Origin of the sequence: Thermodesulforhabdus norvegica (genome assembly GCF_900114975.1) — a bacterium.
GTDB classification, from domain to species: domain Bacteria; phylum Desulfobacterota; class Syntrophobacteria; order Syntrophobacterales; family Thermodesulforhabdaceae; genus Thermodesulforhabdus; species Thermodesulforhabdus norvegica.
In genome coordinates, this window is record NZ_FOUU01000005.1 from 117,536 (window position 1) to 131,365 (window position 13,830).

Below are 13,830 nucleotides of genomic sequence, written 5' to 3' on the forward strand. Positions count from 1 at the left end.
AGCCCTCAGGTCCTGATCTGACCGTTACCGAAGGCAATGAACTTCGTTGTGGTCAGCTCATCTACACCCATCGGGCCAAAGGCGTGAAGCTTTGAAGTTGATATGCCGATTTCTGCACCCAACCCGAGCTGGTACCCGTCGTTGAAGCGAGTAGAGGCATTCACCAGAACGAGGGACGACTGAACGGATTCGATGAAAGCCCAGGCTCGCTCGTAGTTCTCGGTAATAATGGCCTCGGTATGGGCAGAACCGTAAGTATGAATATGATCGATGGCCTCATTCATAGAGTCAACGACTTTTACGGCCAGAATTAGATCAAGATACTCGGCTTTCCAGTCTTCTTCGGTTGCCTCCCTGCAGGGGATTATTTCCCTGGTTCTGGGACATCCTCTCAACTCGACTCCGTGAGAATCGAAGACCTCCTTCATTCTGGGCAAAAACTTTCCGGCCAAGTCTCTATGTACGAGAAGGGTTTCCATTGCGTTGCAGACACCGGGCCTCTGCACTTTTGCATTTACGCATACGGTCTCCGCCATCGAGAGATCCGCAAACTTGTCAACATAAACGTGGCATACTCCTTTGTAATGCTTCAGTACGGGCATCCGGGCATTTTCACTCACAAAACGAATCAGTTCCTCTCCACCCCGCGGAATCATAACGTCTACGTATTCTTCAAGTTTAAGCATCTCCAGCACCGCTTCTCTCTCGGTCGTGGGCACAAGCTGAACGGCATCTTCGGGAAGTTCTGCCTTACGCAGTCCTTCTCTCATGATCCCAACAAGGCACTGGTTGGAGTAAAAGGCTTCCGATCCGCCCCTAAGTACGACGGCATTCCCGGATTTGATGCAGAGTATGGACGCATCAACGGTCACGTTAGGCCTGGACTCGTAGATAATGCCGATAACCCCCAGGGGTATTCTCATTCGACCGACTTTGAGACCGTTGGGTCGTTTCCAGAGGCCCGTTATTTTGCCTACAGGGTCGGGCCAGGCTATGACCTCTTCTATTCCCGCAACCATTTCCGACATGACCTTTTCCGACAGGATAAGCCTGTCCAGTTTTGCACCGCTTATACCGCTTTCCCTGGCCTGCTCAACGTCTTTCCTGTTTGCCTCCTCGATGCGTCCCCGCTCCCGTCTGAGGCCCTCGGCAATAGCCGCGAGGGCATTGTTTTTCTGGTCGGTCGTTGCCTTCGCCATCAGGTAAGACGCCCTTTTAGCCCGCCTTCCAATTTCCTCAAGGATCGTTTTCCAGCTCACCTTTTTACTCCTCTGTAATGATTGCCAAATTATCCCTGTGAATAACCTCTTCAGAATGGCAGTATCCGAGTAGCCTCTCTATGTCTGACGTGTGGTGCCCCTTAATCTTTTCAATTTCATCGGACCTGTAATTTGTCAGGCCCACGGCAATAACCCGCCCGTTTTCGTCCAGACACCTTACCGGAGCCCCTTCGTCAAAGGTGCCCCGGACTTCTTTGATGCCCACGGGAAGCAAAGATTTTCCGGCCTGAATCAGTGCCCTCACCGCTCCGGTGTCCAGAACCAGGTCTCCTCTGGGTTGAGGCAGATGGGCAAGCCAGATCTTTTTGCCGTGGTATATCTTTCCATGAGGCACAAAAAGAGTGCCGAGGTTTTCTCCCGAAAACAACCTTAGAAGCACATCCTTTTCCGTGCCTCTGGCAATGATCATGGGAATTCCTATAGAAAGGGCTTTCCGTGCGGCAAGCAACTTGCTGACCATACCGCCGGTCCCGACACTGCTTGTTTGCCTGGATGCGCATGAGAGGAGAGAGCGATCCACGCAATGAACCGTCGATATAAGGCGTGCGTCGGGGCTGGTAGTGGGATCACAGGTATAGAGACCGTCCGTTATGGTGAGGTTGATTATCAGATCGGCATTGACAAGCCCTGCAATAAGAACCGACAGCTGGTCGTTATCTCCGAATTTAAGTTCATCCACCGCAACGGTGTCGTTTTCGTTTATCACCGGAATTACCCGCCACTCCAGAAGCGTTTCGATTGTATTCTTTGCATTGACGTACCTTTTCCGGTCGGCCAGGTCTCCTGCGGTAAGGAGTATCTGGGCAACCAGTATGTCGAACTTATCAAAGGCCTCTTCCCAGGCCTGCATGAGGAAGCTCTGCCCGAGGGCCGCAGCCGCCTGCTTCATGGGAATAGCTTTCGGCTTTTGTGAAAGGCCGAGCTTTTTTATACCCGATGCAATGGCACCCGATGATACGATTATTACGTCCCGCCCCTGATCACGAAGCTCTGCGATCTGGTCGCTGAGACGGTGTATTACAACTCTGTTCAGACCTCTCTGGCTCGTAAGCACCGCACTGCCGACCTTGATGACTACGCGCCTGCAACCTTCAAGAAAACTTCGTCTTTCCTCGCCGAATTCAAAGCCGTTGCGCCTCATCAGGATTAGCTAACCCCGAAGCCGATCTGTTCGTCACCACTTTTGTCCTGAAGTTTAGTTTGCTCCAGTAATACAACAACCCTTCTGAGCAGTTCATCGATATTATACTTCTTCAGACCCGATATGACCACAACGGGACGCCCGAGAACTTCTTCGTAAGATTTAACGAGATAGGATACAATTTCCTCATCATCTACAAGGTCAGCCTTATTTAGGGCAACAATTTCGGCTTTCTTCTCGAGAAGAGGACTGAAAGCCCTGAGTTCGTGGCGTATTTCATGGTAAGGTTTCAGCGGGTCGGATATGTCCAGAGCCGACATGTCGATAAGATGCACGATTACCCGGGTGCGCTCTATGTGCTTGAGAAATCTTATTCCCAGGCCGGCTCCTTCGTGTGCTCCTTTTATCAGACCGGGGATATCAGCCACAACGAAGGGCTCCGCATCGCCGTAACGAACAACACCGAGCTGTGGCACAAGGGTGGTGAAAGGATAATCAGCAACCCTGGGGCGGGCGGCGGATATGGCACGTATCAGCGTCGATTTTCCGGCGTTTGGCAGACCCACGAGGCCAACATCTGCAAGCAACTTCAGTTCAAGAATGAACTCTCTTTCTTCACCGGGTTCCCCTTCTTCGGCAAAACGCGGCACCTGATTTGTAGGGGACGCGAACCTCGCATTGCCCCGTCCACCTCTACCCCCGCGAACTGCCAACCACCTCTGACCGTCGGATTTAAGATCTGCAAGAACTTCACCCGTCTCGGCATCCCGAACCACGGTTCCAAGGGGGACTAAAAGGGTTACGTCCTCGCCACTTCGCCCATGCTGATCCTTACCCCTACCGTGCTGTCCCGAAGGAGCGCGAAAAAAGTGCTTGTAATGGAAATCCAGAAGCGTTTGCTTGCGCTCCGTTGCCTCCAGAAAAATATGCCCTCCTCGTCCTCCGTCCCCACCGTCGGGTCCTCCACGGGGAACGTACTTTTCACGACGGAAGCTAACGCACCCCCGGCCTCCGTCCCCCGCTTTGAGCCTGATTCTTACCTCGTCAACGAACTTCATCCGGCACCGTTAAAAACATAAAGCGACCTTACGGCTTTTACACCTCCAGGTCGCTTCTAAAAATTCCCACCGTAAACAGATACACTTATACCCGATTACTGAGCCGCTAAGGGATATACACTGATCCTCTGGCGCCTTTTATCAATGTGCTCAAAGCGAACAATACCGTCCACCAGGGCAAAGAGAGTATAATCTTTCCCCATTCCAACGTTCTTGCCGGGATGAAACTGAGTACCCAGCTGTCTTACCAGTATGTTTCCGGCCCGGACAAACTCTCCACTGAACTTCTTAACACCTCTTCTCTTCCCTACGCTGTCCCGACCGTTTCTTGAACTACCTCCTGCTTTTTTGTGCGCCATATTAATCCCTCATACTAGTTGATGGATTCGATCTTCACGGCAGTGTACCACTGCCTGTGACCCTGCCTGCGCCTGTAATTCTTACGACGCTTGTGCTTGATTATCAGGATCTTTTCCCCGCGGAAATGCTCAACAACCTCGCCCGTCACCTTTGCATCTTCCACATAAGGCGTTCCGATCCTGACCACCTCACCGTCTCTTACGCAGAGCACCCTGTCAAACACCACTTTCTCACCGGGTTCAACGGCCAGCTTTTCCACATGAACAACCTTACCCGGCTCAACCTTGAGCTGCTTACCACCGGTCTCCACAATTGCGTACATTTAATCCCCCCAGCATCACAATTCGAATTCCGGTCCTGACTACATGGTTGCGTAAATTCCCATTTTAAGTATCATTTCCTGGAACTCTTTGAGTTTCTCACAATCAGCAATGCACTTATTCTTGTCCTCATTAGCCCTTTCGCAATCCAGGCAAGGACTCCGCATCGGTCTCGGACCTCCTTTCTGCTTTGGATTGCTTACCAAATGAATCTTTATAATTTAGTGAAGGAGACAAGTCAACAGGAGTTAATGGTCCTCTGAGAATTTCTACCGTCGGGCGTCGACCTTATGGACCGGCTCCCCACCTTGTTTTTATATGCGGAACGGCATATTAATTTTGGTGGTCAATCGTCCAGCGAACGTCCGCAGTTGCTGCAGGTGACCTTCACCCCTTTCGATAGCCTGTCTACTACTATCAGCCAGTTGGTCTTGCCCGGAGATGGATCCAATTTTTGCAAATCCTTCCTTAGCGAAGCTCCGCAATGAGGACAGGTCATCGCCTTCCTGGTTCTGACGGATACCCATAAGATACCAGCAATAGCGATGATATATAACCATGGGGATTCAAGAATAATGGCAATGAACATCAACACGAGCAAGGCTCCGAGCGTTATGAGCTGCCGGTACAGGCGGCTGAGTAAGCCTTTACGGTTTCGGCCGTGAAGGAGATAGGATGTCCTGGAAGGTCGTCGATAACTTATGGCATCCGACTCTGCCTTTTCCAGACCCTTTTTTCGGATGAAAAAGGTGTAGAATGCAGATATTAATCCTATTCCGGCAATGGTTAACAATGTTGTCGTAAAAGGATACAGGTAATAAAAGCGGTTAATGACTGCCCGTCCGTCCGGCAGGTGCAGCACCTGAACGGCAGCACCGATGGTGTTCAACGGCCTTTTTCCAATGGTGTCCCATACGGCCCGCGTGGTGATAAGCCGTTTTGGCTGACCCTTCACTCTATATTCGATAATAACTTCGTATGCATCGCCGTATGGCCCCACCGGATGAGGTATTCGGCGCTTGGCAATGACATGTCCTGTAACCTCGACGCCGTTTCGAACCTTCGATTTTTCTATCGTAAAAGCAATCCCTGCTGCCGCCAGAAGCAAAAGTACTGTAATAACGGGGATACTTCGATATGAGATTCCGGCTCTCAAGTGTACGCCCTCGCTTATCCTGCAAAACTTGTAGAGAACCCCATAGCTTTTATACTCATCAAAAAGAGCTCATTCAAATGTAAAGGAACGAAAATGTCCTGACTCCGGAAGAGGGCATAGTCTCGAGGAAGTGGGAAGGGGGCTGATAGGGCTTTCACCTACGGTCCCGTAAGGGATGCCCGGTTCTCGTTATAGTTTTCACCGCCCGCCGGCGTCAGTTGGTCTTTTAGAAATATCCTCAGCTCCACAGCCTGCCTTTCGCCATCTGAAAAAAGCATCGGGATTCCACATTACAGTATTTCGTCAAAGGGCTTCATAAAATCTAGTGCATTCCGAGAAATTCTTACCGGATGGGGCCATCCGTTTTTCACAACCCGGGTTCTTTTGCCTTCCCCTGCCCGGACAACCGGATAGGGGAAAATCAAGTCTTTTTATTATTCCAAGGTGATAAGATCCTTTATAGCTTCAAACTTCTTGTCACCGATACCCTTGACGTTTTTTAGCTCATCGATCGTTTTGAACGGCCCATGCTCCTGCCTGTACTGAATGTTTCGCTCGGCTAGAGTAGGACCAATGCCCGGCAACTTTTCTAGGTCGGCCTTATCGGCAGTGTTGGTGTTTATCTTGGCCGAAACCTGCTCGGATGCTGTTTGTTGATTCGTCGGCTGATTCTGTGCCGCGCAGGGCATTACAGCGTAAAGAAGTAACGCAAAAGCCGGCAGCAGAATAATTGAGTACTTTTTCACAGGCACACATCCCTGTATGGTTACAGTTAAATGACGGGCGATTTTTTATAGCATTATAAAGATTAGGCTAAAAGTTATTTTAATATCATGGTATCATATCTTGCAAAAATCACCCGTCCCGGTGCGGATTGAGAGGTACTATGCCGGGATACGGAAAGGTTCACTGGATGCATTCCTGGTATCGGAACCGTAAGTTCCCTTTGTGTCTCAATATACCTTTATGGTATCGGCGTGATCCCGAGGTGGTCTTAGACCTGATCGTCATGCCCCCCGGTCAAAGGGCTCGTGGTTACAACTGATGGCGTCCATGCAGCATAGGAGCCCTTTCTTTAAGATGCTTCCTACGATGGAAAGCTTCCGGATCAGGTGAAGGAGTATCTGACCCCGTTGGTGTCCAGGACCGCATCAGGCGACATGCTCCCGACAGAGACGCCGATGCTTACAGGTCGTCGAGATCACCGTGCGCTTTTGTCTTAAGTTGTCGCACGAGCTGTGAATAGTTCATCGCCCTTTCGAGACTTTTACCGCCAAGAAGCTCTTGAATTTCCCGGGTATCCGTCCCGCCTGCAAAGCCGTGTCGAAGAATGCGTACCGGGGCCCGTTGGGTAAGTTCCCCCCGACGCGTGGCCAGACTGATGGCTCCTTCCGGCTCTCTTCTCGTAAACGTGATAATGGTTTATCTTGCCTTCTGCCGGGTCCGGCCCGACTCTGTCGAGAGGGAACGCATACTGCCGGCTTCACTTCCTCCCTGCATCCGGATACTTTCTTACCAGGGCATTCCGAAGCTGCGTCTTGCCGTACCCGTTCGCCGGGGTAGCCTGTTGCCCTTTGTGTGCTTTTTAAAGATGGGGGCGCAGTTCTTCGCGTAAAGATCGCGCCGGAAGGCCTGTCGCGTCCTTGAGGCCCTTGACTGGCTCACGGTTATTAGCCCTTTATTGAAGTTCATGCCCTACACCAGGCGACGAAGCAGCACTGTCAGGGTAAACCGCTTCCGTAGAGCAATCCCACTATCAGCTTGTAATCGGATTCTTCGGCCTCAAGCCGTGCCCGCACCTCACCGGCCGACAACATCGTCGGAAACTTACCCCATTCAGCCCGGGCAGTTTTTTCGTACTCTTCTCATAACGGCGCAGTCGAATGAAACCGCACAGCCGGTCGATCCACTCTTCTCACCGTCGGAACTCACGAAAACCTTATGTTTACCATCTTTCGGCATACTTTGGCCTCAATTTCCGATACCGGTAAACGCGAATGGCCTCTGCAGACTGCCTGATCTACCCGGCCTTGACACCGGCGCATTCGCCCTGAGCGGTCGAGAACAGGTCCGAGACTTGCTCAAAATCTGGTTGCCCTGCTTTCTGGGCAAAGAGCAGGCATTCCCGGATTCACCGTAACGGGTGGGCTTGGTGTTTGGGCAGGGCCAACTTTCTTTTTTTCAGGACATTGGAATACCCTTCCGGTAGGGACCACGACCCGTCCTCATCTCTACTGCCATTCGATCTTTCTAATTCCCCCACAAAATCTCCAGCACCCTGGTCAGACTGATTGATGTGGTGATTCCGGTAGAGGCATCCCCTCTATTTTCCGTTCGACACAGACCTCTCTGAGGAGTAAGCTATTTTCCGATCCGTATTGCGCATTGGCCTGGCAATGGACGTTGCCGGGATCAGGCCGATTAGAAAGTCGGAATTGGAGACAGAATGATGTTCCGATCCGTTACATTACCGCAAAATGTCCCGGGACGGCTTTTACTGCACAGCATGCCGGGACGATTTGAAAGCTGGCAGCAGTTTCTGGAAAAGGCCAAACAATACCGTATCGATCACATTGTATGCCTTGCTTCCGACGACGAAATTGAGATCAAGTCGCCATCATACGCAAGGGCGATCCAAAATCGTACTCTGGAGATTCCGAGACGATGCTTCCATATCCCGGACTTCGGAACTCCGGATAACCCTCAGGAATACGCCGAATTTGTCATGCACATCGCAGAATTGCTGCGCTCGGGAAAGACGATTTTGGTTCACTGCGGCGCCGGCATCGGGCGCACGGGCACCTTGGCGATAACCCTGTTACTCGCCCTGGGTGTGGACCGTACGGAAGCCGAGCTCACGGTCGGAAGCACAGGTTCTCATCCGGAAACTGATGGACAAAGGGGCCTGATAGACTGGTTTGAAGAGTGGCTTATTTCGGGACGCCATACCGCCTGACACCGGCAGTAGTCTGAGGTGAATACTGTTGATCAGGACAACGTCCGGAGAAATTTGAGGTGTTGTCTCCGTTCCTGACGCTCCCGCTTCCCCTTTTCTTCGTCTTCGGTATCGGATTGTGAGTGCCCGGCTTTTCAATGTGCCCCAGGGGGCGTCCCCTTACCGGAAGACCGAGTCGCCGAGGGCGCCTCCGACGGGCTACAGGGCGGGCCCATTCTCGGCGCCCCCCCTTATTAAGTACCACAGACAAGGAGTAATACCGATGGCACATAAAAAACCTCCATCGCTGTCGTCGCGGCAACCCAGAATCGGACAACCTGCGTGCTACAAAAACGGACAATTAATGTGTTGCTAACAAATGGCATAAAAACGGTTTGTCATTAAAGGGATAACCTGGCATTATCTTTGGGCATAAAGGCCGAGGAGGGTGTTTCGTTGAGAAGGGATGTGGGGAGAAGGCGATGTTTAAGGAAAAGCTCACTTCGAAGCTTATGCCCCGTGACCCCAAGCAGAGGCTCCGGGTAGAGCGATTTTTGCTTGCCCAGATTTCCTATATCGTATGCTGGTCCGTAATTATGTGTCTCTACATGTGGGGTATGTTCAGGCTTAACTTTGCCGAGATGATCTGTTTTATCGCCACCTGTGCCATGGCTAATGGAATATTCTACGCGGTTTTTCTCACAGGCCTAAACAGAAAATTCGCCGAACCAAGCCTTACAATCCCTCAGATTGTAGTTGCCACCATCTTTATTATGCTGACAATCTACTTCACCAACTCTCAGCGTGGCATTCTACTCATTATGTACTTCATTGCCCTTATTTTCGGAGTATTTCAGCTCAGCCGACGGCAGTTTCTGCTTCTATCTCTCTTTGCGCTGTCCAGCTATGCCATTGTTATAACAGCACTATTACAGCGCCACCCTGATGTAATAGACATCAAGGTTGAGGTGTTGCAGCTTCTGGTTCTTGCCGTGGTTTTGGTCTGGTTTTCTTTAGTCGGCGGTTACATAAGCGAGATGAGGTCCAGACTATACCGCATGCATAAGAATCTCCAGCAGGCTTACCAGAAAATTGAAGAGCTGGCCCTGCACGATGAGCTTACCGGTATTTATAACCGCAGAGCAATACTGGGTTACCTTAAAGAGGAAATAGAAAGAGCCTCTCGCTATGACATCCCCCTGTCGGTTTCTCTGGCCGACATCGACCATTTTAAATCCATCAACGACACATACGGACATCTCGTGGGCGATAAAATCCTCCGCGAGCTTGCTGCCCACATCAAAGGTTGCATAAGGAGCACTGACAGGGTAGGGCGCTACGGGGGCGAAGAATTTCTCATTATTTTGCCTCACACCCCAATTTCCAGGGCCCTTTCATGCATGGAAAGATGCAGATCGGACATAGAAGGAAGCCTCTTTGAGGGCCTCAGAATAACGGTTTCCTTCGGGATTGCCGCTTTACGGCCGGAAGACGATTTAGATTCCCTTCTTTCCCGCGCCGATAAAGCGCTTTACGAGGCCAAGAACAGAGGTCGAAACCGGGTTTGTCATGAGTAGAGTCTCATAAAAATGAAATGTTTAAGAGCCTTTAAAATTATAAGGGCTCTACATCTGTGGGCTTCTCTGTTTATTTTGCCGGAGCTTTTCCAATCTGATAACTTATATTTTTGAAAGCCTTTACCGGTAAAAAAGGCGGTGGACGGGAGAGGAGATTGCAAAAAGGGGCAGGGTTTGCGCTATGGCAAGAGGGAGGGGAAGTTTTTCCAGAGATGTGCAGGGGCTCTATCGTGAAGTCGCGGAAAGCATCGACGATGTTTTTATCCTTACAGACGAACAAGGCGGTATAATTGAAGTACTCGGCAGGCCGGAAGGCATATTCGGCAGATCTCTCGACGATATCAGGATGGTGGGGAACATTGGGCTGTTGTTGGGAAAAAATCCGTCGGTGGAGGTGCGGGAATGCTGGAGCAACGACGCTGAACATGAAGTTACGGATATGTCGGGAGCAAAGCGTACCGTGGTCGTTTCGGCAAAAAGGGTTTCTTTCGGCAATGGGATGATTCTCTACAGATTCCGTGACCGCACCCGGGAAAGGCTTCTTGAAGATAAGCTTTCCACGGCGCTGGCTCAACTTAGCATCTACATGCGGGCACCCGTTGTTATAACTCTGGTTGATCGAGACGGGAGGCTGATCTCAATAAATAGTTTCGGCGCCGATCGTGCAGGCAAAACGCTTCAGCAACTAATAGGCGCAAAACCGGGTGAGTATCTTAGGTGTCCTCACCATTTAACAGCTCCCGACGGATGTGGCTCGGGCGAGGCCTGCAGGAACTGCGTGTTGCGTCGGCTCATCCGAGATACCTTCGAGAGCAAAAAGGGCGTGAAGAATTATGAGGTTCGATTCTGTTGCGTTGCCGAAGAAGGCGCCTCGGAAAACTTTTTCCTGATTTCTACGGCCTATATGAAAGATAACGGCGGGGAAGGGGTGCTTTTGTGTCTTGTGGACATAACGGATTATGTGAAAAAGAAGAGTGCCTTTCTGGAGGCGCTAAGAGAAAGCGAGCACAGGTACAGGCAATTATTCAACAATCCTTTTACGGGAATAGCCCTGTACAGACCTGTTGATAACGGAGGCGATTTTGTTTTTGTGGACTTTAACGAGACGGCCGAAAAGCTGACGGGAAAGAGCAGGTCGGAGGTGTTAGGCCGCAGGGTAACCGAACTCTTTCCGGGTATCGCGGATATGGGGCTTCTGGGGGTTTTTCGTAAGGTTCACGAGACAGGCGAGGCCCGTTACTTCCCTCCCAGCCTTTACATTCATCCCACAGGGGAAAGAAGATGGTACGAGAATTATGTTTATAAACTTACTTCCGGTGAAATTGTCGCCTTATTTGTGGACTGTACCCCGCAGAAGCTGATGGAAGAAGAAAAGGAAAAGTTAACAGCCCAGCTTTATCAAGCAGAAAAAATGGAATCCATAGGAAGGTTTGCCGGAAGTATAGCTCACGATTTCAACAACATGCTGAACGTCATCCTGGGATACGGAGAAATGATTCTTCATGGGCTTGGCAAATCGGATCCTTTGAGGGAAATGGCTCAAAAACTCGTAGATGCTGCAAAGCGCTCGGCCGGGCTTACGGAAAAATTGATGACCTTCAGCAGGAAACGGCCGGTCGAGCGTCAGGTTATTGATATAAACGATCTGATTCTGGGAATGGAGGACATGCTCCGGCGGCTTATCGGCGAGCAGATCGAACTCGAGCTCAACCTTTCGCCTTCTCCGGCACTGGTCTGTGCCGATCCCAATCAGATGGAGCAGGTTGTTATGAACCTGGCTGTCAATGCCTGTGACGCCATGCCTCAGGGCGGCAAACTTCTTATTGAGACCGCCCAGGTGGTACTGGACGAAGAATATGCGCAAAAGCATTACGGCACCAGACCGGGCAGTTACGTGATGCTTGCGGTTACGGACACCGGATGCGGCATGAGCCGCGAGATGCTCGATCGAATCTTCGAGCCTTTTTTCACCACGAAAGAAAAGGGAACCGGACTCGGACTGTCAACGGTTTACGGTATAGTAAAAGGATCCGGCGGAAATATATGGGTTTATTCCGAACCGGGCCGTGGGACGACCTTTAAGATATATCTGCCACAGGCGGAAAAGGCCGATCGGCCGAAACTTCTTCGAGCCGAGTGCAGAAGCACAGAATTTTGCAAAGATGTTTCCGGAAAACACATTCTGGTCGTAGAGGACGAAGATTTATTGCGGAAATTTCTTGAAGAGGTCTTGAACAGGATTGGCTGTAAGGTAACCGTGGCGGCAGACCCGAAAGAGGCAATATCGCTTGTGGAAGAAAAGGGACTGAGGCCCGATCTGCTTCTGACGGATCTGATAATGCCGCGCATGAACGGCAAGGAGCTCGCCTATTATCTGAAGAGCATTCAACCGAACCTTAAGGTGATTTACATGTCCGGCTATACGGATAATTCTGTTTCCAATTACGGGATGGCCGAGTTTGACGAAGGGTTCCTGCAGAAACCATTTACAGTCGAGGAATTGGCGCTGAAAATTCGGGAGGCTTTTGTTTAGTGTAAAAACGAACAGCCCGTGAAAAAATTCTATTGCTGTAGATCACGGGCTGTGAATGACCGGCCTTTGCTTATGGTTACTTACTACCTTACTCTATCTGCCCAGAGCGGCGGGGATTCGACGTCGCCTCTAAAGAAATTTGCACCGTAAACGATAAAAGTTGCAATGATGCCGGCTCCGAAGGCCCAGGCTGCTCCTTTACATATCAAAACTCCGGCAACCAATCCGGCAATGCCGAGATCTTTAAGCGATCCGGCTTCTCTAACACCGACATAGACCGATACGAACCCCTGTATTATCATCGTGAGTGCCAGCGCGGCGGGAAGAATAGGCCGAGTAATACTAACTATCGGCAATAGCCAGTATCCGGTAAAAGTTCCGAATCTGAATGCTCCTACCCCGCCCAGTATTGAATCCATTGAATCACGTCCTTTCTTCCATCGCTCGTAGGTTACGACCGTCATTGCCGCCCAGATTGGTCCGCACATGGAAATGTCGGGCCCTAAAACCGACATCAAGGAATTCCTGATTCCTACAATTAGGTGGGCACGATCGGGGTTATAATCTACCGGTTCATCGGGACGATACGGGTCTGCGTCCCGTATGATTGCCTGACATTGCACGGCGTCTCCGAAAATAACAATGTAGGCTGCGAGAACCAGAGGAATCGAACTGAGGTACATGGAAAGGGAAGGCCAACCAAGACTGCCCCAGGGAACCCAGTCACTCCAGAGGGTTGCGAAATCCGGACGGCTTATTCCCCATTCAAGTTCGAAGCCCGCTTCACCGACTATGGGCGCAACTATTATTGCCATGACAATGGCGGGAAGTATGCCCAGGTTTCCGAGTATCTTAAAGGGTAAATATTTTTGTGAAAGGTTTTTAAAGGTAGGGTTGTACATCATAAAAAGAGCCACAAGAGCACACACACTGATGGTAATGGGCATGGACCAGAACTTTCCGCCGGGTTGCTTGAAAATCAGCTGAATTGCCGCAATACCCGCTCCCAGTACGACGCCAGCCTTTATGGATCTGGGAATAGAGCTTATGACTTTCCGGGATAATCCGGTTACACCCAGAAAGATGCACCAAAGGCCGAGTGTCAATTCAAAAGCTATAAGTGCATGCATTCGTTGCGGACCTTCTGGATAACTGCTGACGTAGGCTATTAGCAGAGGAATTGCAGGAGTTACCCAGCCCGGAACCACAGGGTCACCGAGCCATGCATGAAAAAGGTAGAGAAAGCCATTCAGGATCACTATAGCGAGTGCGACCTCAAAGGGCATTCCCAAAACATCCTGAAGCACGGGTATGATGGACAGGCAGACGGCGCACATTACCAAGCCCTGAATGTAATCGGCCCATTCCCATCGGTAATGAATGAAAGGGAAACGCATCTTAAACTTCCACAGAGGGATAAAGGGTGGTTCCTGACCGTTAGGCCTTTTAACCATCCACTTTGACATAAAA

At 50.6% G+C, this 13,830-nt stretch carries 13 protein-coding genes; 4 read left to right on the top strand and 9 right to left on the bottom strand.

Translation table 11 applies throughout. From position 1 onward, the window contains the following. Positions 1–5: 5 nt before the first annotated feature. From BM091_RS08720 to BM091_RS14565, 8 genes are all read right to left on the bottom strand, one after another. Positions 6–1,259, bottom strand: a complete 1,254-nt coding sequence (locus BM091_RS08720) for a glutamate-5-semialdehyde dehydrogenase (RefSeq protein ID WP_093395059.1) — start codon at positions 1,257–1,259, stop codon at positions 6–8. A gap of 4 nt (positions 1,260–1,263) precedes the next feature. Next, on the bottom strand, positions 1,264–2,421 hold the full coding sequence (proB, locus tag BM091_RS08725; protein WP_093395061.1) for a glutamate 5-kinase: 1,158 nt from the start codon (positions 2,419–2,421) through the stop codon (positions 1,264–1,266). A gap of 5 nt (positions 2,422–2,426) precedes the next feature. Next, the gene (gene obgE / locus BM091_RS08730; protein WP_093395062.1) at positions 2,427–3,479 is read right to left on the bottom strand and encodes a GTPase ObgE; all 1,053 of its coding nucleotides are present in this window, start codon (positions 3,477–3,479) and stop codon (positions 2,427–2,429) included. A 95-nt stretch (positions 3,480–3,574) separates the two neighbouring features. After that, a complete protein-coding gene (rpmA, locus tag BM091_RS08735) occupies positions 3,575–3,838 on the bottom strand; it encodes a 50S ribosomal protein L27 (protein ID WP_093395064.1) in 264 nt (87 codons plus the stop codon). A gap of 14 nt (positions 3,839–3,852) precedes the next feature. Beyond that, positions 3,853–4,161 carry a 50S ribosomal protein L21 gene (gene rplU / locus BM091_RS08740; protein ID WP_093395066.1) on the bottom strand — a complete coding sequence of 103 codons (309 nt, stop codon included), beginning with the start codon at positions 4,159–4,161 and terminating at the stop codon, positions 3,853–3,855. Between the two features lie 39 nt (positions 4,162–4,200). Further along, positions 4,201–4,326 carry a hypothetical protein gene (locus BM091_RS14420; protein ID WP_281243981.1) on the bottom strand — a complete coding sequence of 42 codons (126 nt, stop codon included), beginning with the start codon at positions 4,324–4,326 and terminating at the stop codon, positions 4,201–4,203. A gap of 179 nt (positions 4,327–4,505) precedes the next feature. Beyond that, complete coding sequence (locus BM091_RS08745; RefSeq protein WP_093395068.1) at positions 4,506–5,315, bottom strand: hypothetical protein; 810 nt, start codon at positions 5,313–5,315, stop codon at positions 4,506–4,508. A gap of 434 nt (positions 5,316–5,749) precedes the next feature. After that, positions 5,750–6,061, bottom strand: coding sequence for a ComEA family DNA-binding protein (locus BM091_RS14565; RefSeq protein ID WP_218148851.1), 312 nt, complete (start codon positions 6,059–6,061; stop codon positions 5,750–5,752). A gap of 635 nt (positions 6,062–6,696) precedes the next feature. Between BM091_RS14565 and BM091_RS08755 the strand changes: the two genes are divergently transcribed. The 4 genes from BM091_RS08755 (at position 6,697) to BM091_RS08770 (ending at position 12,360) form a co-directional block, all read left to right on the top strand. Beyond that, positions 6,697–6,930 carry a hypothetical protein gene (locus BM091_RS08755; protein WP_093395069.1) on the top strand — a complete coding sequence of 78 codons (234 nt, stop codon included), beginning with the start codon at positions 6,697–6,699 and terminating at the stop codon, positions 6,928–6,930. 831 nt (positions 6,931–7,761) lie between these two features. Then, positions 7,762–8,271, top strand: coding sequence for a protein-tyrosine phosphatase family protein (locus BM091_RS08760; protein WP_093395071.1), 510 nt, complete (start codon positions 7,762–7,764; stop codon positions 8,269–8,271). A gap of 461 nt (positions 8,272–8,732) precedes the next feature. Beyond that, a complete protein-coding gene (locus tag BM091_RS08765) occupies positions 8,733–9,827 on the top strand; it encodes a GGDEF domain-containing protein (protein ID WP_093395072.1) in 1,095 nt (364 codons plus the stop codon). A 181-nt stretch (positions 9,828–10,008) separates the two neighbouring features. Further along, positions 10,009–12,360, top strand: coding sequence for a hybrid sensor histidine kinase/response regulator (locus BM091_RS08770; protein ID WP_093395074.1), 2,352 nt, complete (start codon positions 10,009–10,011; stop codon positions 12,358–12,360). 83 nt (positions 12,361–12,443) lie between these two features. Here BM091_RS08770 and BM091_RS08775 read toward each other — a convergent pair whose 3' ends face one another. After that, positions 12,444–13,826 (bottom strand): solute carrier family 23 protein, encoded by a 1,383-nt coding sequence (locus tag BM091_RS08775; RefSeq protein WP_093395076.1) that lies wholly within the window; start codon positions 13,824–13,826, stop codon positions 12,444–12,446. Positions 13,827–13,830: the final 4 nt, after the last annotated feature.